This window comes from Brevibacterium rongguiense (genome assembly GCF_009857845.1).
GTDB classification, from domain to species: domain Bacteria; phylum Actinomycetota; class Actinomycetes; order Actinomycetales; family Brevibacteriaceae; genus Brevibacterium; species Brevibacterium rongguiense.
The window spans coordinates 14,133-39,391 of record NZ_WWEQ01000020.1; the positions used below are offsets into that span (position 1 = coordinate 14,133).

At 73.0% G+C, this 25,259-nt stretch carries 18 protein-coding genes and 1 pseudogene; 18 read left to right on the forward strand and 1 reads right to left on the reverse strand.

The window, feature by feature from the left end:
• Positions 1-38 precede the first annotated feature (38 nt).
• From GSY69_RS06365 to GSY69_RS06400, 8 genes are all read left to right on the forward strand, one after another.
• Complete coding sequence (locus tag GSY69_RS06365; protein WP_160953037.1) at positions 39-872, forward strand: pseudouridine synthase; 834 nt, start codon at positions 39-41, stop codon at positions 870-872.
• Positions 869-2,065, forward strand: coding sequence for a prephenate dehydrogenase (locus tag GSY69_RS06370; protein ID WP_160953038.1), 1,197 nt, complete (start codon positions 869-871; stop codon positions 2,063-2,065). Before GSY69_RS06365 ends, GSY69_RS06370 begins: the two co-directional genes overlap by 4 nt.
• On the forward strand, positions 2,062-2,727 hold the full coding sequence (gene cmk / locus GSY69_RS06375; protein ID WP_160953039.1) for a (d)CMP kinase: 666 nt from the start codon (positions 2,062-2,064) through the stop codon (positions 2,725-2,727). Before GSY69_RS06370 ends, cmk begins: the two co-directional genes overlap by 4 nt.
• Positions 2,724-4,244, forward strand: coding sequence for a ribosome biogenesis GTPase Der (gene der / locus GSY69_RS06380; RefSeq protein ID WP_160953040.1), 1,521 nt, complete (start codon positions 2,724-2,726; stop codon positions 4,242-4,244). The genes cmk and der overlap by 4 nt, the downstream gene beginning before the upstream one ends.
• Complete coding sequence (locus tag GSY69_RS06385) at positions 4,241-5,638, forward strand: AI-2E family transporter (RefSeq protein ID WP_328698783.1); 1,398 nt, start codon at positions 4,241-4,243, stop codon at positions 5,636-5,638. The genes der and GSY69_RS06385 overlap by 4 nt, the downstream gene beginning before the upstream one ends.
• A gap of 72 nt (positions 5,639-5,710) precedes the next feature.
• Complete coding sequence (locus tag GSY69_RS06390; RefSeq protein ID WP_160953041.1) at positions 5,711-6,331, forward strand: L-threonylcarbamoyladenylate synthase; 621 nt, start codon at positions 5,711-5,713, stop codon at positions 6,329-6,331.
• Positions 6,332-6,479: 148 nt separating this feature from the next.
• Complete coding sequence (locus tag GSY69_RS06395; RefSeq protein WP_160953042.1) at positions 6,480-7,898, forward strand: MFS transporter; 1,419 nt, start codon at positions 6,480-6,482, stop codon at positions 7,896-7,898.
• 372 nt (positions 7,899-8,270) lie between these two features.
• Positions 8,271-9,680 (forward strand): MFS transporter, encoded by a 1,410-nt coding sequence (locus GSY69_RS06400; RefSeq protein ID WP_160953043.1) that lies wholly within the window; start codon positions 8,271-8,273, stop codon positions 9,678-9,680.
• A gap of 143 nt (positions 9,681-9,823) precedes the next feature.
• Here the strand turns inward: GSY69_RS06400 and GSY69_RS06405 are convergent, their stop codons facing one another.
• Complete coding sequence (locus tag GSY69_RS06405; protein ID WP_328698784.1) at positions 9,824-11,338, reverse strand: AMP-binding protein; 1,515 nt, start codon at positions 11,336-11,338, stop codon at positions 9,824-9,826.
• A gap of 161 nt (positions 11,339-11,499) precedes the next feature.
• On the opposite strand from GSY69_RS06405, the gene GSY69_RS06410 reads away from it, so the two are divergent.
• The 10 genes and pseudogenes from GSY69_RS06410 (at position 11,500) to GSY69_RS06450 (ending at position 25,140) form a co-directional block, all read left to right on the forward strand.
• Complete coding sequence (locus GSY69_RS06410; protein WP_160953045.1) at positions 11,500-12,387, forward strand: SDR family oxidoreductase; 888 nt, start codon at positions 11,500-11,502, stop codon at positions 12,385-12,387.
• 2 nt (positions 12,388-12,389) lie between these two features.
• Positions 12,390-13,601 carry an acyl-CoA dehydrogenase family protein gene (locus tag GSY69_RS06415; RefSeq protein ID WP_328698785.1) on the forward strand — a complete coding sequence of 404 codons (1,212 nt, stop codon included), beginning with the start codon at positions 12,390-12,392 and terminating at the stop codon, positions 13,599-13,601.
• Positions 13,602-13,657: 56 nt separating this feature from the next.
• Positions 13,658-14,410 (forward strand): 3-oxoacyl-ACP reductase FabG, encoded by a 753-nt coding sequence (gene fabG / locus GSY69_RS06420; protein ID WP_160953047.1) that lies wholly within the window; start codon positions 13,658-13,660, stop codon positions 14,408-14,410.
• Positions 14,407-15,606, forward strand: coding sequence for an acyl-CoA dehydrogenase family protein (locus tag GSY69_RS06425; RefSeq protein WP_160953048.1), 1,200 nt, complete (start codon positions 14,407-14,409; stop codon positions 15,604-15,606). The genes fabG and GSY69_RS06425 overlap by 4 nt, the downstream gene beginning before the upstream one ends.
• Positions 15,603-16,817, forward strand: coding sequence for an acyl-CoA dehydrogenase family protein (locus GSY69_RS06430; RefSeq protein ID WP_160953049.1), 1,215 nt, complete (start codon positions 15,603-15,605; stop codon positions 16,815-16,817). Before GSY69_RS06425 ends, GSY69_RS06430 begins: the two co-directional genes overlap by 4 nt.
• A gap of 1 nt (position 16,818) precedes the next feature.
• Positions 16,819-18,018 carry an acetyl-CoA C-acyltransferase gene (locus GSY69_RS06435; RefSeq protein WP_160953050.1) on the forward strand — a complete coding sequence of 400 codons (1,200 nt, stop codon included), beginning with the start codon at positions 16,819-16,821 and terminating at the stop codon, positions 18,016-18,018.
• Positions 18,019-18,309: 291 nt separating this feature from the next.
• Positions 18,310-18,573: pseudogene (locus GSY69_RS14545) on the forward strand (AMP-binding protein); the annotation flags it as partial.
• A gap of 50 nt (positions 18,574-18,623) precedes the next feature.
• Complete coding sequence (locus tag GSY69_RS06440; RefSeq protein WP_328698786.1) at positions 18,624-19,943, forward strand: class I adenylate-forming enzyme family protein; 1,320 nt, start codon at positions 18,624-18,626, stop codon at positions 19,941-19,943.
• Positions 19,940-21,754, forward strand: a complete 1,815-nt coding sequence (locus tag GSY69_RS06445; RefSeq protein WP_160953051.1) for an AMP-binding protein — start codon at positions 19,940-19,942, stop codon at positions 21,752-21,754. Before GSY69_RS06440 ends, GSY69_RS06445 begins: the two co-directional genes overlap by 4 nt.
• Positions 21,751-25,140 (forward strand): acetyl-CoA carboxylase family protein, encoded by a 3,390-nt coding sequence (locus GSY69_RS06450; RefSeq protein WP_160953052.1) that lies wholly within the window; start codon positions 21,751-21,753, stop codon positions 25,138-25,140. Before GSY69_RS06445 ends, GSY69_RS06450 begins: the two co-directional genes overlap by 4 nt.
• The last annotated feature ends 119 nt before the right edge of the window (positions 25,141-25,259 follow it).

The following is a 25,259-nucleotide window of genomic DNA, read 5'->3' on the forward strand; positions in this document are numbered from 1 at the left end:
TCGTACTCTCACCCGTCGGCATCTGGGACAATGGGGGAATGAATTCCCACGACAGCCGCGCCCCCGGCCACCGGTCCAAGCGCCCCACCCGCCGCCAGCGCGCGCAGACCGCCAAGTCCGGCCCCGCGGGCGCCGATGTCCACACCCCCGACGGCGTGCGCCTGCAGAAGGTGCTCGCGGAGGCCGGCCTGGGCTCGCGGCGCGCCTGCGAGCAGCTCATCGCCGACGGCCGGGTGGCCGTGGACGGCGAGATCGTCACGGAGCTCGGGACCCGCGTGGACCCGCGCACCCAGCGCGTCGAGGTCGACACCATGCCCATCACGGCCCAGACGGGCCGGGTCTACCTCGCCTTCAACAAGCCCGCGCGCATGGTCACCTCGATGGACGACCCGGAGGGCCGGCGCGATCTCAGCGAGGTGGTCCGCGACCGCCCCGAGCGGCTCTTCCACGTGGGCCGGCTCGACTTCGACACCGAGGGCCTGCTGCTGCTGACGAACGACGGTGACGTCGCCAACCGCCTCACCCATCCCCGCTACGAGATCCAGAAGACCTACCTGGCACAGGTCAAGGGCCCGGTGGCCCGCGACGTCGGTGCCCGCCTGCGCGAGGGCATCGAGCTCGAGGACGGCCTGGCCCGCGTCGACTCGTTCAAGCTGCTCGACTCCACGCCGGGCACCGCGCTGGTCGAGGTGACGCTGCACTCGGGGCGCAACCGGATCGTCCGGCGCCTCTTCGACGCGGTGGGCAACCCGGTCGAGCGGCTCGTGCGCACGAAGTTCGGCCCGATCGAGCTGGCCGAGCAGCGCCAGGGCAAGCTGCGCGACCTGCGGCCCGACGAGGTCGCGAAGCTCTTCGAGGCCGTGGGGCTGTGAGGGTCCACATCATCGGCGCGGGGCTGCTCGGCACCTCGCTGGGCCTCGCGCTCACCCGCCGCGGCCACGCGGTCACGCTCGACGACGCCTCGCCCACCGTCAGGCGGCTGGCCGCGGACATGGGCGCGGGCCGGGCAGACGATCCTGAGGCCCCCGACGTCGTCGTCGTCGCCACGCCGCCGGACGTGGCGGGGGAGACGATCGTGGGCGCCCTGCGCCGCTGGCCGCGCGCCACGGTCACCGACGTCGCGAGCGTCAAGGGCGCGATCCTCGAGCGCGTCCGCGCCGCCGCCACGGGCCCCGAGCTCGACCGCTACATCGGTTGCCACCCCATGGCCGGGCGGGAGAAGTCCGGTGCGGCCGCGGCCCGCGCCGATCTCTTCGCCGCCCGGCCGTGGGTCATCTGCTCGGACGCGGACACCCCGCCGGAGCGCCTCGACGAGGTCATCGCGCTCGCCCGCGATGCCGGCGGCAGCGTCGTCCACCTCGACCCGGACTTCCACGACTCCTCCGTCGCGCGGGTCTCCCACGCCCCGCAGGTGCTCGCGACGCTGCTGGCCGCCCGGTTGCGCGCCATGCCCGCCGAGGGCATCGCCCTGGCGGGCCAGGGACTGCGCGACACCACGCGCATCGCGGCCTCCGATCCCGGCCTGTGGACCCAGATCCTCGCCGGCAACGCCGCCGAGGTGCGCGCGGTGCTCGCCGAGGTTCGCGCCGACCTCGACGAGGTCATCGCGGCCCTCGGGCTGGGCCCGGGTGCGCTCGCCGTCATCGCCGGCGCGCTCACGGCCGGCAACGAGGGCCACGAGCGGATCCCCGGCAAGCACGGCGCGGCGCCCACGAAGTACGCCGATGTCACGGTCTTCCTCGACGACCGGCCGGGCACGCTCGCCCGCCTCTTCGCCGACATCGGGGAGCTCGGCATCAACGTCGAGGACATCCGGATGGAGCACGCCACCGGCATTAAGCTCGGCAGCGTGGAGGTCGCCGTCCTCCCCGCAGCGCAGGCCGCCCTCGAGGAGGGCCTCGCCGAGCGCGGCTGGTGGATCCCCGCCGCCGCGCTGTCCGAGGAGCCCGCCCGCGAGCCCCGCCGGGCCGGGGGCGCCGGCGCACAGCCGGCCGACGCCGACTCGGCGCCACAGCCACAGCAAGCCCAGCACGCAGCACAGCACGCAGGAGAAGGAGCGCCATGACCGCCACCGTCATCGCCATCGACGGCCCCAGCGGGGTCGGCAAGTCGAGCGTGTCGAAGGAGACCGCGCGCCGGCTGGGCTTCGGCTACCTCGACACCGGCGCGATGTACCGCGCCATGGCCTGGCTGGCCCACCAGCGCGGCGTCGGCGACCCCGGCGACGTCGTCGAGCTGGTGCGCGGCGCGGAACTGGAGATCTCGACGGACCCGGATGCGTTCGCCATCGAGGTCGACGGCATCGACGTGACCGACGACATCCGCGACCCGGAGGTGGCCCAGTTCGTCCAGACCGTCTCCGCGGTGCCCGAGGCGCGCAGCGAGCTCATCGAGCGCCAGCGCGAGATCATCGCCGCGGCCTCGCCCGGCATCGTCGTCGAGGGCCGGGACATCACCACCGTCGTCGCGCCGCAGGCCCCGGTGCGCATCCTCATGACCGCCGACGAGGCAGTGCGCATCGCCCGCCGCGCCGCGGAGCTGCACGGCGCGGCCGATGCCGCGCACGTGGACTCCACCCGCGCGCAGATCTCCGACCGCGACGCCCGCGACGCGCAGACGACGAACTTCACGACCGCCGCGGACGGCGTCGTCACCCTCGACACCACGCACATCGGCTTCGACGAGTCCGTCGCCGCCGTCCTCGAGCTGATCGGAGACCGCACATGAGCGCACCGGACCCCGAGGGCTTCGTCGAGGCCCCGGACGAGGAGCTGGGCCGGCGCGTCGCCGGCATCGACGACGCGGAGGCCGAGCAGCGCGCCCAGACCCTGCGCGCGGGCCTGTCGGACTACGAGCTCGAGGACGAGGACCGCAGCCTGCTCGACACCGCGCTCGCCGACGAGTTCGACGACGAGGAGACGGGCCCCGCGCCGGTCCTCGCCGTCGTCGGCCGGCCGAACGTGGGCAAGTCGACGCTCATCAACCGCATCCTCGGCCGCCGCGAGGCGGTCGTCGAGGACGTGCCCGGGGTCACCCGCGACCGCGTGAGCTACCCCGCGGAGTGGAACGGGCGCCCGTTCACCCTCGTCGACACCGGGGGCTGGGACATCGACGTGCGGGGCATGGCCTCGCGCATCGCCGACCAGGCCGAGATCGCGGTGGACATGGCCGATGCCGCCATCTTCGTCGTCGACGCCCGCACCGGCGTGACGTCGACGGACGAGCACGTCGTGCGGATGCTGCGCCGCGCCGCGCGCCCCGTCGTCCTCGCCGTCAACAAGGTCGACGACGAGCGCGGCGAGCTGCAGGCCGCCGAGTTCTGGTCCCTCGGGCTGGGCGAGCCGCACACGGTGTCGGCCATGCACGGGCGCGGGGTCGCCGACCTCCTCGACACCGTCCTCGAGGTCCTCCCGGAGGTCTCCGCCGTCGACCAGAAGCTCGAGGTGGGCGGCCCGCGCCGGGTGGCGCTGCTGGGCCGGCCGAACGTCGGCAAGTCCTCGCTGCTCAACCGGCTCGTCGGCAGCGAGCGCGTCCTCGTCGACAACGTCGCTGGCACCACCCGCGACCCGGTCGACGAGCTCGTCGAGCTGGGCGGGCGCCAGTGGCGCTTCGTCGACACGGCGGGCATCCGCAAGCGCGCCCGGCAGGCCTCCGGCGCGGACTTCTACGCCGCGCTGCGCACGCAGACGGCGCTCGAGCGCGCCGAGGTGGCCGTCATCCTCCTCGAGGCCGATCAGGTGATCTCCGAGCAGGACGTGCGCATCGTCAAGACCGCCGTCGAGGCGGGCCGGGCGATCGTGCTCGCGTTCAACAAGTGGGACCTCATCGACGAGGAACGCCGCCACCAGCTCGAGGGCGAGATCCAGCGCGACCTCGCCCATGTGGCGTGGGCCCCGCGGGTCAACCTGTCCGCCAAGACGGGCCGCCACGCGGACAAGCTCGTGCCGGCGATGGAGCGGGCCCTCGAGTCCTGGGACACCCGCATCCCCACCGGCCGGCTCAACGCGTTCCTCGGCGAGCTCGTCGCGGCCAACCCCCACCCCCTGCGCGGGGGCAAGCAGCCGCGGATCCTCTTCGGCACCCAGGCGTCGAACCGGCCGCCGCGGTTCGTGCTCTTCACCACCGGCTTCCTGGACCCCGGCTACCGCCGCTTCATCGCCCGCCGGCTGCGCGAGACCTTCGGCTTCGAGGGCACCCCCATCGACATCAGCATGCGCATCCGCGAGAAGAGGAAGCGCAAGTGAGCGCCGGCGCCGCGCAGGCGCCGGCGCCCGCTGCGCACGGGGACCGGCCCGAGTCCGGCGCGCGCTGGCCGCGCTTCCTCGTCGTCGTGCTGGGGATCGCGGGCCTGGCGTTCGCGCTCCAGTTCTTCCGCGGGCTGCAGGACATCGTGGCGCCGGTGTTCCTGGCCGTCAACCTCGTCATCGTCGTCTACCCCGTCCAGCGCTGGCTCGTCGCCCGCCGGGTCCCCGCCTTCGTCGCCGCGATGGTGACGGTGGTCCTCGTCCTCGTGCTCGTCGTCGGCTTCTTCGGGCTCACGGCGTGGTCGATCGCGCAGTTCGTCACCGTGCTGCCCGGCTACAGCCAGAAGATCAGCGTGCTCTACGGCCAGGCGGTGCAGGCGCTCGGCCAGCTCGGCATCACCCCGGACCTCGTGGGCCGGCAGCTGTCCGGGCTGTCGTTCACATCGATCTTCAACGCCGCGATGTCGCTGGCGCAGAACCTCTCGCTGGGCCTCTCGCTCATGGTCACCGCGGTCATGGCCGTGTTCTTCGTGGCGCTGGACTCGATGTCCTTCCCCCAGCGCATGGCACGCGCGGGCATCCTGCGACCGCGCTTCGCCGCGGCCCTGACGTCGTTCGGCGCCGGCGTGCGCCGCTACTGGGTGGTCGCGACGATCTTCGGCCTCATCGTCGCGGTGCTCGACGTGGCGGCGCTCTACGTCATCGGGGTGCCGCTGGCCATCGTCTGGGGCATCCTGTCGTTCCTCACGAACTACATCCCCAACATCGGCTTCGTCCTGGGCGTCATCCCGCCCGCGCTCATGGCCCTCGTCGACGGCGGCTGGGCCGATGCCGTGTGGGTCATCGTCGCCTACTCCGCGCTCAACTTCGTCATCCAGTCGATCATCCAGCCCAAGTTCACCGGCGAGTCCGTGGGCGTGACCCCGTTCGTTTCGTTCGTCTCCCTGCTGTTCTGGTACTGGGTGCTCGGCTGGCTGGGGGCCCTGCTCGCGCTGCCCGCGACGCTGCTGCTCAAGGCCCTCCTCGTGGACGCCGACCCGCGCGCCTCCTGGGTCAACCTCCTCATCGCCTCCGATCCGCCCGCAGCGCCGGCGGCACCCGGGCGGTCGGGCGCGGGCACCGCGGCCGAGGACCGTGCCGAGCCGCCCGCCGAGGCGCCCGCCGCCCGCGTCACCGAGGCCACGAGCACTGCCGCCGAGGGCTCCGGCGCCGCCGGCGCGCCCACGGGCGGCACCACCGGGGGCAGCACCCCCGCGAGCGGCCCCGCCCCCGAGGCGCGTGGGACCCAGGCGCGTGGGGCCGGGGAGCCTCGGGCAGGGGCTTCGGGGGAGCACGGGGACCCGGACGCGCCCGCGGGCTCTGCGCAGCCGGGCAGGGCCGACCAGGGCTCCTGACGCGCGGGCCCGGCCCGCGCCTCGGGCCCATCCGCCCTTTTCAGCGCCGCCGCGCGGTGCTTAGCATGGGGTATGGCCGAACTCGTTGAGATCCACCCGGACAACCCCCAGCCCCGCCTCATCCGCAGGGTCGCGCAGACGATCGCGGACGGCGGCCTCGTCGCCTATCCCACGGACTCCTGCTACGCACTGGGGTGCGCGCTGGAGAACAAGGACGGCATCGAGCGCATCATCCGCATCCGCCAGCTCGACTCCAAGCACCACTTCACCCTCATGTGCCACGACTTCGCCCAGCTGGGCCAATTCGTCATCGTCGACAACTCCGCGTTCCGCACGATCAAGTCGCTGACCCCGGGGCCCTACACGTTCATCATGAAGGCGACGAAGGAGGTGCCGCGGCGCATGATGCACGCCAAGAAGCACTCGGTCGGCGCCCGCATCCCGCAGAACACCACGGCGCTCGAGCTCGTCGCGGAGGTGGGGGAGCCGCTGCTGTCCTCGACCCTCCTGCTGCCCGGCGACGACGATCCGCTCACCCACGCGGAGGACGTCATGGACCGCCTCGGCAACGACGTGGACATCGTCATCGACTCCGGCGTGCCCGGCACCGTGCCCACCTCCGTCATCGACTTCACCGGCGGCGATCCGGTCGTCGCCCGTGCCGGGGCCGGGGACGTCTCCCGCTTCGAGTGAGGCGCGGGGCCCGGGTGAGGCCGTCCTGTCCGACACGCGAACATGTGATTGACACCACAGTGCGAGCCGGGCATAGTGAACGCTCGTGCGGTTGCTTTAAAGGCCCCTGGGCGGCGCCGCGAGTTCGTCAATGGAGATGGAGTCGTTCATGTCAGTGTCCTCTTCGCCCGCCCGCGGGTCGTCCGCGCAGGCCGGCGCCGCGCGGCCGCCGGCCGCCTCGCCGGAGAGCGCGCTCAAGCGCCACCGCGGCCTGCTCGTCTCGGGCATCATCGGCTCCTCGATCGAGTGGTACGACTTCTTCCTCTACGGCACCGCCGCGGCGCTCATCTTCCCCCATGTCTTCTTCCCGGAGAGCTCCGCGCTGACCGGCACGCTGCTGTCGTTCTCGACCTTCTGGGCCGGTTTCATCGCTCGCCCCATCGGCGGCATCATCGCCGGCCACTACGGGGACAAGATCGGCCGCAAGCCCATGGTCGTCATCTCGCTGCTCGGCATGGCGGTCTCCACGTTCGCGATCGGCTGCCTGCCGGGCGCCCACACCGTGGGCGCGATCGCGCCGGTCCTGCTCGTCCTGTGCCGCTTCATCCAGGGCATCGCGTGCGGCGGCCAGTGGGGCGGCCTCGCCCTCCTCATGACGGAGTCCGCGGGCCCCAAGCACCGCGCGTTCGCCGGCTCCTTCATGCAGACCGGGGTGCCCGCCGGCGCGCTGCTGGGCAACCTCATCTTCGTCGGGACATCCGTGCTGGCGGGCGAGGAGGCGTTCGCCGCCTGGGCCTGGCGCGTGCCGTTCTGGTTCACCGCGGTGCTGCTGCCGGTCGTGCTCTACATCCAGCTCAAGGTCGAGGACAGCCCGGAGTTCAAGCAGCTCGAGGCCGAGGTCTCCGATGAGCTGCCCAAGGTCGTCCAGGCCCCGCTCGTCGAGGCGGTGCGCAGCCACTGGAAGACGATCCTCCTGGCCGCCGGCGTCCTCGCGTCGACGAACTGCATCTTCTACATCTCGATCTCCGGCATCCTGTCCTACGGCTCGACGCACCTGGGCATGAAGCGCGACGAGATGATGATCGCCACGATGGCCTCGTGCGCGGTCGGCATCCTCACGACGTTCCTCTGGGCGAAGATCGCCGACGCCTACGGCCGGCGGCCCATCATCATCATCGGCGGGGTGGGCATCGCGCTGTGGGTGCCGTTCTACTTCATGCTCGTCAACACCGGCTCGGTCCTGCTGCTCGGCGTCGCCGTGTGCGTGTCCTCCGTCTTCCAGTGCATGGTCTACGCACCGCTGGCCGCGTACTTCGGCGAGCTGTTCCCGCCCAACATCCGCTTCTCCGGCGCCTCACTGGCCTACCAGCTCGCGGCGATCACGATCTCCGGGGGCACCCCGTTCCTCATGACCTGGCTCATCGCCACGACCGGCGGCACGAACGGCGTGGTGGGCATGGTCATCGTCACCGCCGTCATCACGGTCGGCTGCACCCTGGCGCTCAAGGAGACGAACCCGCGCGCGATCCGCGAGGACCCGCACGCCGTGCCCGGCACCAACCTGTATCCGGACGTGCTGGCGCGCTGAGCGCGCAGCGTTGGGCTGCGCAAGGCCCGGTGGGCCCGTGGGACAGCGGGGCCTGCGGAGCGTGCAAGGCTTGCCGGGCCTGCGCGGCCGCGTGTGCGATGGCCCGGGTGCCCGATGGGCGCTCGGGCCATCGCGCGCCTCCGGGCGATGCTCCGGGCGAGGAGCTGCACGGGGTGTGCTGCTGCGCGCGGCGCAGTCCCGCGAAAATCGTCGGATGTTGCGCAAAAGAGCGATACCCATACCTTAAATAGTGATTGACATCACATTTAGGTTCAGGCAGAGTGAGCGCTTGTACGGCGCACTGAAACGCGTGCCCGTGCCCCGGCCGGCACCGCGCGGCCGGGCCCGTCAACGACGATGGAGCATTCGACTATGGCAGTGACCGACCCCGCGATCCCCACCTCGCGGCCCACGACATCCGCCCACGGCGCCGCGGCCCACCGCAAGCTGCTCACCGCGGGGCTCATCGGATCGTCGATCGAGTGGTACGACTTCTTCCTCTACGGCACGGCGGCAGCGCTCGTCTTCCCGCACGTGTTCTTCCCCCACAGCAGCCCGCTCATGGGCACGCTGCTGTCGTTCTCCACGTTCTGGGCCGGCTTCATCGCCCGCCCGATCGGCGGCCTCGTGGCCGGCCACTACGGGGACAAGGTGGGCCGCAAGCCGGTCGTCGTCGCCGCGCTCATCGGCATGGCGGTCTCCACCTTCGTCATCGGCTGCCTGCCCGGCGCCGGCACGATCGGCGAGATCGCGGCGGTCCTGCTCGTGAGCTGCCGCTTCGTCCAGGGCTTCGCCTGCGGCGGCCAGTGGGGCGGCCTCGCCCTGCTCATGACGGAGTCGGCCGGCCCCAAGCGCCGCGCCTTCTCCGGCTCGTTCATGCAGCTGGGCGTGCCCGCCGGCGCCCTGCTCGGCAGCCTCGTGTTCACCTCCACCTCGCTCATCTTCGGCAGCGAGGCGCTCATCGCGTGGGCGTGGCGCGTGCCGTTCTGGTTCACCGCGGCGCTCGTGCCCGTCGTGCTCTACATCCAGCTCAAGGTCGAGGACAGCCCGGAGTTCAAGCAGCTCGAGGCCGAGGTCGCCTCGGAGCGCCCCGCGGTCGCCCAGGCCCCGCTCGTCGAGGCGCTGCGCGGGCACTGGAAGACGATCGTGCTGGCCTGCGGCGTCATGGCGTCGACGAACTGCATCTTCTACATCTCGATCTCCGGCATCCTGTCCTACGGCACGGTGGCGCTGCACATGAACCGCAACGAGATGATGGTCGCCTCGATGCTCTCGTGCCTCGTCGGCATCGCGACGACCCCGCTGGCCGCGCTGGCCAGCGACCGCTTCGGGCGCCGCCCGATCATCCTCATCGGCGGCCTGGGCATCGGACTCTGGGCGCCGGCGTACTTCGCGCTCGTCAACACGGGCAACCTCGTGCTCTTCGGCGTGGCGCTGTGCGTGGCCTCGGTCTTCCAGTCGATGGTCTACGCGCCGCTGGCGGCGTACTTCGGCGAGCTGTTCGCCCCGCACATCCGGTTCTCCGGCGCCTCGATGTCCTACCAACTGGCCGCGATCACGATCTCCGGCGGCACGCCGTTCCTCATGACGTGGCTCATCGCCTCGTTCGGCAACACGAACGGGGTCGTCGCGATGGTCGTCGTGACCTCGGTCATCACGATCGCCTGCACGCTGGCGCTCAAGGAGACGAACCCGCGCGCGGTCCGGGACGACCCGCACGCCGTGCCCGGCACCAACCTCTACCCGCAGGAGCCCACGAAGGTGCTCGTGGCCGACGCCTGAGCCCGTTCGGCCACCGCGCAGGGCCCGCGGCCCGCACCCGTGACGGGTGCGGACCGCGGGCCCTTCCGCTGCGGGTGCTGGCCGCCGCGGGGCGGCGCACGGCCGGCCGCAGCCCAGCTCCCGGCCGTGCGCCGCCCCGCGCGTCAGTCCAGGGCGATCTCGCGCTTCTGGATCTTGCCCGTGGCGCCCTTGGGCAGCGCCTCGAGGAACCGGATGATGCGGGGGATCTTGTAGGCCGAGAGGCGCTCGCGGCAGAAAGCCTCGATCTCCGCGGCGGTGAGCTCGACACCCGGCATGGGCGTGATCGCGGCGGCGACGATCTGACCGTAGTGCTCATCCGGCGAGCCGATGACCGCGGCCTCGAGGACGCCCGGGTGCTCGTAGAGGACCTCCTCGATCTCCCGCGGGTAGACGTTGTAGCCGCCGTGGATGATCATCTCCTTGAGGCGGTCGACGATCGACAGGTAGCCGTCGGCGTCCTTGCTGCCCAGATCCCCGGTGCGGAACCAGCCGTCGGCGTCGATAGCCTCCGCCGTGGCCTCGGGGCGATTCCAGTAGCCGGCCATGACGATCGAGCCGCGCACGCACACCTCGCCGACCTCGTCCACGTCGGCGTCCGTGCCGTCGAGGGCCACGATCTTCGTCTCGATGTTGGGCAGGTCCGTGCCCACGGTGCCCGGCTTGATGACGCCGTCCCAGCGGTTGAGGGTGGCCTGGGCGGTCGTCTCCGTGAGCCCATAGCCCTCCGCGATCCGCGCGCCGAAGCGCTCCTCGAAGCGGCGCATGAGGCCCACGGCGATCGAGGCGCCGCCGGACAGGGCGAACCGCAGGCTGGAGAAGTCGTACTCGCCCTCCGGCGCATGGGTGATGGCGTTCCACATCGTCGGCACTCCCGCCACCAGCGTCAGCCGGTCGGTGTCCATCACCCTCATGAGCTCCACCGCATCGAAGCGGGGCAGCAGGGTGAGCTGGCCGCCGGCCGCGACGGCGCAGATGAGCACGGACGCCAGGCCGAACACGTGGAACAGGGGCAGGGCGGTGCCGGAGCGGTCGTCCGTCGTCAGGCCCGAGGCCTCGACGCCGTTGCGCCCGGAGTCCAGGAGGTTGCGCACCGTGAGCATGGCGCCCTTGGGCCGCCCGGTCGTGCCCGAGGTGTAGAGCAGTGTGGCTACGTGCTCGGCCGGCAGGCGGGCGGGGGAGAGGGCGCCCAGGTCCTCCCGTGCCGCGGCGGCGACGGACTCGGCGCCCACGGTCGTCAGCGCGGCGAACGGGATGCCCGCCTCGCGCGCGGCGGTCTCACCTGCCTCGGCCGTGGCGGGATGGGCGTGGATCGCGCTGGCCCCCGAGTCCGCGATGTAGTAGGCGAGCTCGCGCGGCGTGGACAGCGGGTTGACCGCGACCACCGTGAGGCCCGCGGCCTGGGCCGCGTAGTACTCGATGACGAACTCCGCCGTCGTGGGCGCGATGAGGATTACGCGCTCGCCCTGGGCGTAGAGCGCCGCGAGCTCCCGGGCGCGGGGCGCGATGAGCCCCGCCAGCTGCGCCCAGGTGAGCTCCAGGCGCGGCTCGCTGAGCGGCCCCCGCAGGAAGACCTCGTCCGGCCGGGTGCGCGCGTGCTCCAGCAGGGGGTCGATGAGGTTGTGAGAGCTCTGCTCCACGATGCTCCTTCGGATCATGGGAGTGCCGACGGCCCGGCGGGCCGCCGCGTCTTCCAATCTGGGCGAACGATTGTTTGGTCTGACTTGAAAACTCCGGTGCGGTCCACTATAGATAGTGGTGAACCCGGTCACAAGAACGGCAAGCGGAAGGCATCGCACGCATGGACATCCGCGGCACGCGCGCCATCGTCACCGGCGGCGCGGGAGGCATCGGCTCGGCCCTCGGGGCGGCCCTGGCCCAGCGCGGGGCGCACGTCGTCCTCGCCGACATCGACCCCGGAGTCGCCGCGGTCGCCGAGGGAATCGGCGCGGGCTCGTTCACCGGCGACACCGCCACGAGCGAGGGCATCGCCGCCCTGCTCGATTCCGCGCGCGAGCAGCTGGGCGGCATCGACGCGTACTTCGCCAACGCCGGCATCATGGGCCCGCGCGGCATCGGCGAGGACGAGGCAGATTGGGACCGCATCTTCGAGACCAACGTCCGAGCCCACATCCGCGCGGCCAAGGCCCTCCTGCCCGAGTGGACGGAGCGCGGCTCGGGCTGCTTCGTCACCACCGCCTCGGCGGCGGGCCTGCTCACCCAGCTTGGCCAGGCCGGCTACTCCGTGACCAAGCACGCAGCCGTCGGCTTCGCCGAATGGCTGTCCATCACCTACGGCGATGCCGGCGTCCAGGTCACGTGCCTGTGCCCGATGGCCGTCGACACCGCCATGCTGCAGGCCGGTGCGCAGGCCGCGGACCCCGTGGACCGCGCGGCGGCAGCCGCCGTGACCTCCGCGGGCGCCGTACTCGCCCCGGCCGAGGTCGCCGAGTGCGTCCTCGCCGCGGTCGAGGCCGGCCAGTTCCTGGCCCTGCCCCACCCCGAGGTGCTCGAGATGTACCGGATGAAGGGCTCCGACTACGACCGCTGGCTGCGCGGCATGCGCCGCTACCAGCGCCAGCTGCTCACCGCCGCCCAGGCCGGCGAGCGCGGCTGCGACCCGACCCGGCGGGGCACGGCAGGGCAGCCGCGCCGCCGCCAGCCCAGCGCCAGCGAAACGAAGGAGTGACAGTGTTCGAAGAATCCGACCGCGCCCGGGACTACCGGGAGCGCCTCGAGGCATTCATGGACGAGTACGTCTACCCGGCCGAGCCCGTCTACGAGGAGCAGATGGCCGCGGCCCCCAGCCCGCACTTCCAGCCGCAGATCCTCGAGGACCTCAAGGCCGAGGCGAAGCGCCAGGGCCTGTGGAACCTCTTCCACCCCCACAAGGAATGGGGCCCGGGGCTGACGAACCTCGAATACGCGCCCCTCGCGGAGATCATGGGCCGCTCCATCGAGATCGCCCCGGAGGCCACGAACTGCAACGCCCCGGACACCGGCAACATGGAGGTGCTCACCCTCTACGGCACGGACGAGCACAAGGAGAAGTACCTGCGCCCCCTGCTCGAGGGCGAGATGGCCTCCGCCTTCGCGATGACGGAGCCCGCCGTCGCGTCCTCCGATGCGACGAACATCGAGATGCTCATGAAGCCCGAGGGCGAGGAGTACATCCTCGACGGCCGCAAGTGGTTCGCCTCGAACGCCATGCACCCCAACTGCAAGGTCCTCATCGTCATGGGCAAGACGGACCCCAACGCGGAGGTCCACCGCCAGCAGTCCATGATGGTCGTGCCCATCGACGCCCCCGGTGTGACCGTCAAGCGCAACCTGCCGGTCTTCGGCTACGACGACCGCGAGGGCCACGCGGAGATCGTCTTCGACCAGGTCCGCGTGCCCAAGAAGGACGTGCTCAAGGGCGAGGGCGAGGGCTTCGCCATCAGCCAGGCCCGCCTGGGCCCCGGCCGCATCCACCACTGCATGCGCGCCATCGGCGTCGCGGAGCGCGCCCTCGAGCTCATGGTCAAGCGCGCGGAGTCGCGCACGACCTTCGGCGAGCCGCTGTCCTCCCGCGCCAACATCCAGGACTGGATCGCCGAATCGCGCATCGAGATCGACCAGGCGCGCCTGCTCACCCTCGAGGCCGCTGACATGATGGACAAGCACGGCAACAAGGTCGCCAAGAACGCGATCGCCGCGATCAAGGTTGTGGCCCCCTCGATGGCCCTCAAGGTCCTCGACCGGGCCATCCAGGTCCACGGCGGCGGCGGCGTGACCGACGACTTCCCGCTCGCGCGGTTCTGGGCGCACATGCGCACCCTGCGCCTGGCCGACGGCCCGGACGAGGTGCACAAGCGCTCGATCGCGCGCAACGAGATCAAGAAGCACCGCAAGCAGAAGTGACCCCGCCCCGCACGGGGCGCAGTACCGGCCCCATCCGGGGCAGCGAAGGAGAGAACATGGCACAGCGCACGGCAATCGTCACCGGCGGCGCCCGCGGCATCGGCGCGGCGATCGCGAAGAAGCTGGCCGCCGACGGCATGAGCGTCGCGGTCCTCGACATCCGCGAGGACCAGACGGCCGACGTCGTCGGCGAGATCGAGCAGGCCGGTGGCCGGGCGGTCGGCATCGGCGCGGACATCACCGACCCCGCGGCCGTCGAGGCGGCCGTGGACCGCGTGGCGAGCGAACTGGGCGCGCCCACCGTGCTCGTCAACAACGCCGGCATCATCAAGGACGACATGCTGTTCAAGATGACGCTCGAGGAGTTCAACGCGGTCCTCAACGTCCACCTGTCCGGCAACTTCCTCATGACGAAGGCCTGCCAGAAGCACATGGTGGAGCAGAAGTTCGGCCGCATCATCTCGATGTCGTCGACGTCGGCGCTGGGCAACCGCGGCCAGACGAACTACTCGGCGGCCAAGGCCGGCATCCAGGGCATGACGAAGACCTACGCGATCGAGCTCGGCAAGTTCGGCGTCACCGCGAACGCGATCGCCCCGGGCTTCATCGAGACGGACATGACGAAGGCCACCGCCGAGCGCGTGGGCGTGCCCTTCGAGCAGTTCGTCGAGGCGGCCATCAAGACGATCCCCGTCGCCCGCTCCGGCAAGCCCGAGGACATCGCGAACACCGCGTCCTTCCTGGCCAGCGAGGGCGCCGGGTTCGTCTCGGGGCAGGTCATCTACGTCGCGGGCGGGCCGAAGAATTGAGTCCCGCACCGCAGCGCACCGCCGCCGCCGAGCGCGAGCTCGTCGCGGCGGCGGTCGCCGCGGCCGCCCGGCGGCTCGCGGGCTCCCAGGACGACGCGCAGGTCCGCGCCGTCCTCTACGACGAGGGCCTGGCCTGGGTCGACTTCCCCGCAGGCTGGGGCGGCCTGGGCGTGTCCGCCGGCCTGCGCGCCTTCGCCGCCGAGGCGCTGGCCGCCGCCGGCGTGCCGGTGCCGGACCCGCACGCCAATGCAATCGGCATGGGCATGGCGGCCCCCACGATCGTGGAGTACGGCACGGACGAGCAGAAGGCGCTGCTGGCCCGGATCTACACGCTCGAGACGATCTTCTGCCAGCTGTTCTCCGAGCCCGGCGCCGGCTCCGATCTCGCCGCCGTCGCCACGCGCGCCGTGCGCTCCGGCGACGAGTGGACCGTCAACGGCCAGAAGGTCTGGACCTCCGGGGCGCAGAACGCGGACATGGCCATCCTCGTGGCGCGCACCGACCCCACCGTGCCCAAGCACCGCGGGCTGAGCTACTTCCTCATCGACATGCACCAGCCGGGTGTCGAGACCCGCGGGCTGCGCCAGATCACCGGCGAATCGGAGTTCAACGAGGTCTTTCTCACCGACGCCCGGGTGCCCGATGCCATGCGCCTGGGACCCGAGGGCGCCGGCTGGCAGGTGGCGAACACGACGCTGAACTCCGAGCGCGTCTCGATCGGCGGGGGAGCCGCGCGCGAGGCCGGCATGATCGGCGTCGTGGCCGCGGCCTGGCGCGCCCACCCCGAATACCGCAGCCCGGCGGCCCGTGCCGAGCTCATGGACCTGTGGATCGAGTCCGAGGTCGCGCGCCTCGCCGGTGAGCTCCAGCGCCAGCAGGCGGCCGCCGGCCGGCCCGGCCCGGAGGGGTCCGGGGCGAAGATCTCGTTCGCCCGCAACGCCCAGGCGCTCTCCGCGCTCGATGTGCGGATGCGCGGCGCCGCCGGCCTGCGCTACGACGACTGGGCCGACCGCCGCCCCGAGCACTACTCCATGACCGGCCGCAACCCCGTCTACCGCTACCTGCGGGCGAAGGGGAACTCGATCGAGGGCGGCACCACGGAGATCATCCGCAACATCATCGCCGAACGCGTGCTCGGCCTGCCCGGCGAGCACCGCGTCGACAAGGACATCCCCTTCGAGGACCTGCCGAGATGACGACGACCGACCTGCTGCCCGACGCGGACGAAGAGGCGCTGCGCCAGGCCGTCCGCGCCCTCCTCGCCGACCACTGCGATGCGCCGACCGCGCTGTCGGCCTTCGCCCAGCCCCGCCCGGACTTCGCCGCGCTGCGCGCGGCCCTGCTCGCGGACATGGGGCTGGGGGAGCTGCTCGCCGGCCCGGGCGGACGGGACCCCGCCGGCGCCGCGAGCGCTGCGCCTGCCGAGCCCGAACCCGGCCCGGCGCTGGCCGGCGCCGCGGCCCACGAGCTCGGCCGCGCCGTCGCGCCCGTGCCCTTCCTCACCTTCGCCGTCGCCATGGCAGCGGTCGGGGCGCTGGGCGCCGATGAGCTGGTCGAGCGCCTGGCCGGCGGTGCCGTGGGCATCGTCGCCGCCCCGTTCGACTCCGCCGATCTCGCCGTGACGACCGTCGAGGCCAGCGGCTCGGCCAGCACGGTCTCCGTGACCGGGACGATCACGGCGGTGCCCGACGCCCAGGCCGCCGACGTCCTGGTGGTCCCGGCCCGCTGCGGGGAGGACTTCGTGCTCGTCGCAGTCGAGGCCGCCGCCGCGCGCATCGAGGGCTTCCCCGGCCTCGACGAGACGCGCCCGCTGGCGGATGTGTCCTTCGACGGCGCGGCGGGCGCGGTCCTGGGCACCGGCGACGCCGCCGGCGAGGCGTGCGAGGCCGCCCGCCTCCTGGGCCTTGCGCTGCTGGCCTGCGAGTGCGCGGGCCTGGCCGAGCGCGTCCTCGAGATCGGGCTCGACTACATCCGGCAGCGCCGGCAGTTCGGCCGCACGCTGGGCTCGTTCCAGGCGCTCAAGCACCGCGCGGCCGATGCGTGGATCGCCGTCATGCAGCTGCGCGCCGCGGCGCTCGCCGCCGTGCGCTCGCTGTCCGCGGCCCCCGCCGTGCCCGCCGGGGGCGAGCCCGGTGCCGGTGAAACGGAGGCCGGCGATAGGGCTGCCGACGATCCGGCCGCCGAACACGCCGATGCCGCGATCGCGGTCCTCACCGCGGCGGCCTACGGTAAGAAGGTCGCCGTCCACGTCGCCGAGGAGATGCTCCAGTTCCACGGCGGCAACGGCATGACCTGGGAGTACCCCATCCACCTGTACCTCAAGCGCGCGAAGGCCGACGAGCTGCTGCTGGGCAGCCGCGAGGCCCTCGAGCGCGAACTGGCCACCATCATCGACATCGAGGAATGACATGACCGACGCAGTGATCGTCTCCACCGCCCGCACGCCCATCGGCAAGGCCTACCGCGGGGCCTTCAACAACACACAGTCCCAGGAGCTCGCCGGCCACGCGATCCGCCACGCGGTCAAGCGCGCCGGGATCGAGGGCTCCGAGGTCGAGGACGTCATCCTGGGCGCCGCGCTCCAGCAGGGCGCGCAGGGCGGCAACATCGGCCGCCAGGCGGCCGTCCGCGCCGAGCTGGGCGTCGAGGTGCCCGGCATGAGCGTCGACCGTCAGTGCGCCTCGGGCCTCATGGCGATCGCGACGGCCGCCAAGCAGATCATCGTCGACGGCCAGACGATCGCCGTGGGCGGCGGCGTCGAGTCGATCTCGCTCGTCCAGAACGACAAGATGAACAGCTACCGCGCCGCGGACCCGTGGTTCAAGGAGCACGAGCCGGACATGTACATGCCCATGCTCCAGACCGCGGAGATCGTCGCCGAGCGCTACGGCATCAGCCGCGAGGCGCAGGACGAGTACGCCTACCAGTCGCAGATGCGCACCGCCGCCGCCCAGGAGGCCGGCCGGTTCGATGCGGAGATCGTGCCGCTGCCCACCACCAAGCTCGTCCAGGACAAGGAGACCGGGAAGGTCTCCGAGGTCGAGGTGACCCTGGAGAAGGACGAGGGCAACCGGCCGCAGACCACCCTCGAGGGCCTGCAGAGCCTCCAGCCGGTCGTCGAGCCCGGCCTCGTGACGAAGGACGTGACGATCACGGCGGGCAACGCCTCCCAGCTGTCCGATGGCGCCTCGGCCTGCGTGCTCATGGCCGACGACGAGGCCAGCCGGCGCGGGCTCGAGCCGCTGGGCGTCTACCGTGGCATGGCCGTGGCCGGCGTCAAGCCCGACGAGATGGGCATCGGCCCGGTCTACGCCGTGCCCAAGCTGCTCAAGCGCCACGGCCTGACGGTCGACGACATCGGCCTGTGGGAGCTCAACGAGGCCTTCGCCTCCCAGACGCTCTACTGCCGCGACACCCTGGGCATCGACCCGGAGAAGTACAACGTCGACGGCGGCGGGATCTCGATCGGCCACCCCTACGGCATGTCCGGCGCCCGCCTGACCGGCCACGCGCTCATCGAGGGCAAGCGCCGCGGCGTCAAGTACGTCGTCGTGACGATGTGCATCGGCGGCGGCCAGGGCGCCGCCGGCCTCTTCGAGGTCCTCTGAGCCCCGCCCTGCGCCCCTGAGGGCGCTCACCGCCGCCGAGGCGCGGGTCAGCGCCCGCGCCTCGGCGGCGGTGCCGGGGCACGGGCGCCCGCCCGCCCCGGCGTCGGGCCGCCCGGCCCCCGCGGCACCCGAAGCCCAGCAGCACCCGCAGTACCCGCACGGCCCGCAGCACCCGCACAGCTGATCAACGACGACAGTGAGGAAGCGCCCATGAGCTGGTTCGACGACAGGCCCTGGCTGCAGACGCTCGAGCAGAGCCCGGACAGCCTGCGCGAGATCCCGGAATCCACGATGCCCGCGCTCTTCGACGAGACGGTGCGCAACCACCCCGAGGCCGCGGCGCTCGCGTACTTCGGCTACCGGCCCACCTTCGCGCAGGTCGACGAGATGGCCGAGGCGCTGGCGGCCTACCTGGCCGCGCAGGGCTTCGGGGAGGGCGACCGGCTGGGCATCTACCTGCAGAACGTCCCGCACTACATGATCGCCGTGTTCGCGGTGTGGAAGCTCGGCGGGATCGTCGTCCCGCTCAATCCCATGTACCGCGATGAGCTCGACCACGTCTTCGCGGACGCGAACGTCACCGCCCTCGTCGTCTCCGCCGCCGCGTGGACGACCGGGTCCGCCCTCACGGCGAGCACCTGCCCATCGTCCTCACCTGCGGGGAGCGCGACTTCGCGGTGGAGCAGCCGGAGGCGGTGTTCGGCCCGGCAGGCGCCGAGGCGGGGGCGGACACGGGGCGCCAGGACTTCCTCGCAGCGCTCGAGGCCCACCGCGGGCAGCGCGTGCCCCACCGCGAGACGAGCCCGGACGACCCGGGCATCATCGGCTACACGTCCGGGACCTCGGGCCGTTCGAAGGGCGCCCTCGTGCTCCAGCGGGGCCTCGCCGCGAACGCGCAGATGCTCAAGGTGCTGCGCGGTTACGGGCCGGACTCCGCGATCTTCGCGCTCGCTCCCGTCTTCCACATCACGGGCTTCGTGTGCCTGTTCCTCGCGGCGGTCGCCGCCGGCGCCCGGCTCGTGCTCAACGGCCGCTTCGAGCCGGCCACCGCGCTCGCGCTCTTCCGCACGGAGCGGCCCACCTACATGGCCGGCCCGGCCACCGCCTACCTCGCGCTGCTCGCCCACCCGGACTTCCAGGGCGACGAGTTCGACTCGTTCGACGAGATCATGTCCGGCGGGGCGCCGCTGCCCGAGGGCGTCGTGCGCCGCTTCGAGGACCGCACGGGCTACTACATCGGCCAGGGCTACGGGCTCACGGAGACCACCGCCCAGTGCATCGTGGTCCCGCGCGGGCTGCGCGCACCCGTCGACCCGGACTCCGGCAACCTGTCCTGCGGGCTGCCGCTGGCCTCCACCGTCGTGCGCGTCCTCGACGACGAGGGCGCCCCGGTGGGCCCCGGCGAGGTGGGCGAGATCTGCGTGCGCGGCCCCATGGTGGTCCGCGAGTACATCAACAACCCCGAGGCCACGGCGCGGGAGATCCCGGACGGAGAGCTGCACACGGGCGACGTGGGGTTCATGGACGCGGACGGCTGGGTCTTCATCGTCGACCGCAAGAAGGACATGATCAACGCCTCGGGCTACAAGGTCTGGCCGCGCGAGGTCGAGGACGTCCTCTTCACCCACCCGGCGGTCCAGGAGGCCGCGGTCGTGGGGGTGCCCGACGACTACCGCGGCGAGTCCGTCGCGGCCTTCGTCACCCTCCACCGCGGCGCGCAGGCCACGGAGCGGGAGATCATCGACTACTGCCGCGAGCACTTGGCGAGCTACAAGGCCCCGCGGACCGTGACGTTCATCGACGAGCTGCCCAAGACCGCCTCGGGCAAGGTGCTGCGGCGCGAGATCCGCGCCGACGCCGCCGAGTCCGCGGACGCAGCGGAGCCGGTCGACGCCGCCGAATCCGCTCCGGGGGCGGGCGCATGAGCGGGCGCAGCGCGGCCTGGGACGCCGCCGCGGCCGAGCTCGAGGGCCTGCGCGACCTCTGGCCCGCCGATGTGCCACAGGCGCTCGACCCCGCCGCGTGGGCCGGCACGCTGGGCGATCGCCTGGACCGCTGGGCCCGCGAGCGCCCGGAGACCACCGCGATCCACTTCTACGGCGCGGACACGACGTATGCCGAGCTCGAGCGCCAGGTCGCGGCCTGTGCGGGCTGGCTGGCCGCGCGCGGCGTGCGTCCGGGCGACCGGGTGGGCGTCTACCTGGCCAACTGCCCGCAGTTCATCGTCGCGTTCCTCGCCATCCTGCGCCTGCGCGCGGTGCACGTGCCGGTCAACCCCATGTTCAAGGCCGCCGAGCTCGCCCACGAGCTCGACGATGCCCGGCCCCGCGCGCTGCTCGCGCAGGCGGAGTTCCGGCCCGTCGTGCAGGCCGCGGCCGCGGAGCTCGGACTGCGCCTCGAGGACGCACAGGGCGCCCCGGCCGGAGATGCGGGCGCGGCCGGGGATGCCGCGCAGGCCCAGGGGACCCAGGCCCGGGATGCCGCGCAGCCCTCCGAACCGCTGTGCGTGGGCTACACCCAGCTGGGCGATGCGCTGCCCGGGCCCGCGGTGCCCGCGGCGCCGTTCGGCCCCGCCGACCCCGCGCTGGGCTCGGACTGGGCGGCCATCCTCGCCAGCCCTCCCGCCCCGGCGGCGCAGGCGGATCCGGACGCGCTCGCGGCGCTCAACTACACGGGCGGCACCACGGGCCTGCCCAAGGGCTGCGAGCACACGCAGGCCCACATGCTCTACACCGCCGTGAGCTCGCTGGCCGGCATGGGCCTGCAGCCCGGGGCCGGGGGCCAGAGCGTCCTGGGGTTCCTGCCGATCTTCTGGATCGCCGGCGAGGACTTCTGCATCCTCAACCCGATCGTGGACGGCTCGACCCTCGTCCTCATGACGCGCTGGCACCCCGAGGCGGCGCTCGCGCTCATCGAATCCCAGGCAGTCACGACCACCGTGGCGATGGCCGACAACTACGTCGAGCTCATGGAGCTGCCGGGCTTCGCCGCGGCGCGCACCGACTCCCTGGCCGAGTGCATGGCCATCTCGTTCGTGCGCAAGCTCGACCCCCAGCTGCGCGCGCAGTGGCGGGCGGCCACGGGCACCGTGCTCCACGAGGCCTCGTTCGGCATGACGGAGACCCACACGGCGGACACGACGACGCACGGCCTGGACGCGGACGACCAGGACCTGCGCGCCGAGCCCATCTACTGCGGCTACCCCGTCCCCGGCACGCGGATCCTCGTCGTCGACGACGACCTGGTCCCCGTGCCGGCCGGGACGCCCGGGCAGATCATCGAGTCCTCGCCCTCCGTGCTCACCCGCTACTTCAACCGGCCGGAGGCCACCGCGCAGCAGCTCGTGGACGGCTGGCTGCTCACGGGCGACACCGGCCGCTTCGACGACCACGGCGCCCTCACCTACCTCAGCCGCACGAAGGAGATGATCAAGGTCAGCGGCATGAGCGTCTTCCCGGCCGAGGTCGAGTCCCTCTTCAAGGACCATCCCGACATCGTGCGCATCGCCGTGGCCCCGCGCGAGGACGCGGCGGCGGGCCAGATCCCGGTCGCCTTCATCGAGGCCGCACCCGGGTCGACGACGAGCGCGGAGCAGTTCCGCGCGTGGGCGGCGCAGCGCATGGCGGTCTACAAGGTGCCCGAGGTCCACCTCGTCGACGCGATGCCCATGACCGCGACCGGCAAGATCCGCAAGGTCGAGCTCATCGCGGGCCTCGAGGAGGCGGAGGGCGCATGAGCACGGTCCTCGTCGCCAACCGCGGCGAGATCGCCGTGCGCGTCATCGCGACCGCCCAGGCCCTGGGCCACCGCGCCGTCGCGGTCCATTCCGCCGACGACGCCACGAGCCTGCACGTGAGCGCGGCGGACCTCGCCATCGAGCTGCCGGGCACCGGCCCCGCGGCCTACCTCGACATCGCCGCGCTGACCGCCGCGATCGAGGAAGCCGGCGCAGACATCGTCCACCCCGGCTACGGCTTCCTCGCCGAGTCCGCCGCGTTCGCCCGCGCGTGCGCCGCCGCCGGGGCCGCGTTCGCCGGGCCCTCCCCGGAGGCGCTCGAAGCAACCGGGGACAAGGCGCGCACCGCGGCGCTCGCCCGCGAGCTCGGGATCCCCCTGGGCGCCTCGACTCCGGTGCTCGACGGCGCGGACGGCGCCCGCGAGCTGCTGGCGGCATCCCCGCAGGGCATCGCGCTCAAGGCCGTGGCCGGCGGCGGGGGCCGCGGCATCGCCGTCGTGACGGAGCCCGGGGAGCTCGAGGCCGCGTTCGCCCGCTGCGCCGCCGAGGCGCGCGCCGGGTTCGGCGACGACCGCGTCTTCGCGGAGGAGTGGTTCGCCGGCGCCCGGCACATCGAGGTGCAGTGCGCGGGCCTGGGCGATGGCCGCGTCGTCGCCGTGGGTGACCGCGACTGCTCCCTGCAGCGCCGGCGCCAGAAGGTCATCGAGATCGCGCCCGCACCGGGGCTCGACCCGGGCCTGCGCGCGCGGCTGTGGGAGGCCGCCGAACGGCTGCTCGCCGCCCTCGACTACGCCTCGCTGGCCACCGTCGAATTCCTCGTCGCGGGCGACCGGTGGGTGCTGCTCGAGGTCAACCCGCGCATCCAGGTCGAGCACACCGTCACGGAGGAGGTCACGGGCCTCGACCTCGTGGCCGTGCAGCTCGCGCTCGCCTCCGGGGAGCCCGTGGACCTGCCGCGCGGTGATCCCGGGGGCGTGCCGGGCCGCTTCGCCGTCGAGGCGCGCGTGGGCGCCGAGGCGCTGCGCGCCGATGGGGCCGTGGAGCCGGCCGTGGGCCGCGTCGAGGGCCTCGAGCTGCCGTTCGGGCCGGGGGTGCGCGTGGACTCGTGGCTGCGCCCGGGCACGCAGGTGGGCGCCCTCTACGACTCGCTGCTGGCCAAGGTCACGGTGAGCGGGGCGGATCTCACCGGGGCCGTGCGCGCTCTGACCGGGGCACTCGCCCGCACGCGGATCCGCGGGGTCGACACGACGCTGCCGCTCCTGCGGGCCATCCTCGCGGCGGGCCTGGCGGGGGAGGCCACGACCACCGCGCTGGACGAGCGGCTGGGCGAACTGCTCGAGGCCGCGGCGGGGATCGCCGCGGCCGCGGAGCCGGGGGCACGGGGGAGTTCGGACGGAGACCCGGGTAGCGCCTTGGGTTCGGGTCCGGACGGTCAACCGGCTGGCGCCTCGGGCCCGGGTGGGACCGGGGCACCGGTGTCGGGTGCGGCACTGCCGGAGCCTGGGCCGGGCGAGGAGTATGTCCGCGCGCCGCTGACCGGCACCGTCATCGCCCTCGGCGAGGGCAGCGAGCTCGCGGTCATCGAGGCGATGAAGATGCACCACCCGGTCACCGCGCCGCCCCACGCACGGGCGCGCGCGCTCGTCGCGGTGGGCCAGACGGTCCGCGCGGGCGAGCCCCTGTTCCTCATCGAGACGGCCGAACCGGGCGCCGGCGCGGTGGACGCGGAGGCGGCCGCGGAGCATCCCGGCATCGCCGAGGCGCGCGAGCGCCACGCGGGCACGGGCGACGAGGCGCGCCCCGAGGCGGTGGCGAAGGTCCACGCCCGCGGCCGGCGCACGGCGCGGGAAAACCTCGCCGACCTCGTCGTCGCGGGCACGTTCGTCGAATACGGCCCGCTGGCCATCGCCGCGCAGCGGGCCCGGCGCAGCCGCGCCGACCTCATCGCCCGCACCCCGGGCGATGGCCTGGTGGGCGGGATCGGGCGGATCGCAACGCCGGCCGGCGAGGTCGAGGCGGTCGTCATGAGCTACGACTACATGGTGCTCGCCGGCACGCAGGGCGCCCGGAACCACGCGAAGACGGACCGGCTCATCCACGTGGCCCGGGAGCGCGGGCTGCCCGTCGTCCTCTTCGCCGAGGGCGGGGGCGGGCGGCCCGGGGACACGGACATCCCGCCCGGTGCGCAGCTCGACGTCACGACGTTCGCCGCGCTCGCCGGGCTGCGCGGGCGCGTGCCGCTCGTCGCGATCGCCTCCGGCCGGTGCTTCGCCGGCAACGCGGCCCTGGCGGGGGTGTGCGATGTCATCATCGCCACGGCAGACGCGAACATCGGCATGGGCGGGCCGGCGATGATTGAGGGCGGCGGGCTGGGGCGCTTCGCCCCCGAGGACGTGGGCCCGGCCGCCCTGCACGCCCGCACGGGCGCCATCGACGTGCTCGCCGCCGACGATGCCGCGGCCGTCGCCCGGGCCAGGGAGTACCTGGGCTTCGCCGCCGGGGGGAGGGCCGCCGAGGGGAGTGCGGCGAACCGCGGTGCTGTCGATGGCGGCGCTGCTGGGGCCGGTGCCCCTGCGGCTGGGACGCGGGAGACTAAGGCGCTGACAGTCGAGGCGCTGGAAAGCGAGGGGCCAGCAGCCGGGGCGCCCGAAGCCGGGGACGCCGGGGCCGCGGAGGGCCAGGGGGCGCGCCCCGATCCGCGCACCCTTGTGCCCGCCGACCGGCTGCGGGCCTTCGACATGCGCGAGGTCATCGCGGCGGTGGCCGACCCGGCGACCGTGTTCGAGCTGCGCGCGGACCATGCGGACGGCGCGATCGTGGGCTTCGCCCGCGTTCAGGGGCGGCCGTTCGGGTTCATCGCGAACGCCAACCGCCACCAGGGCGGAGCGATCGACGTGGATGCCGCGCGGTCCTTCACCGCGCATCTGCGGCTCGTGCAGGCGCTGGGCCTGCCGCTCATGAGCTTCGTCGACACCCCGGGGTTCATGGTGGGGCCGCAGGCGGAGGAGGAGCCGGGCGTGCGGGTGTTCGGCGAGCTGTTCGCCGCCGGGGCCGCGCTCACGGTGCCCGTGGGCGCGATCATCGTGCGCAAGGCCTACGGCCTGGGTGCCATGGCGATGACGGCCGGGCACCTGCGCGCCACGCAATTCACGGTGGCGTGGCCCAGCGGCGAGATGGGGCCCATGGGCCTCGAGGGCGCCGTGCGCCTGGGCTTCGCCAAGGAGCTTGCGGCCATCGCCGATGCCGACGAGCGCGAGGCCGCGTTCCGGGAGCGCCTCGACGCGCTCTACGAGCAGGGCCGGGCAATGAGCGCGGCCGAGGTCTTCGACGTCGACGACGTCATCGACCCCGCCGACACCGCGCGCTGGATCGCGACGCTGGGCTGAGCCGGGCCGCCGGCACCCTCGGTGCCGCGAACCGGCGTTGGCGCAGCGGACCGGGGTGCGCCTCGGGAGCGGGCTGGTTGCGCGCACGGGGAGCGGCGCGCCTGCGCACCTTGCGACAA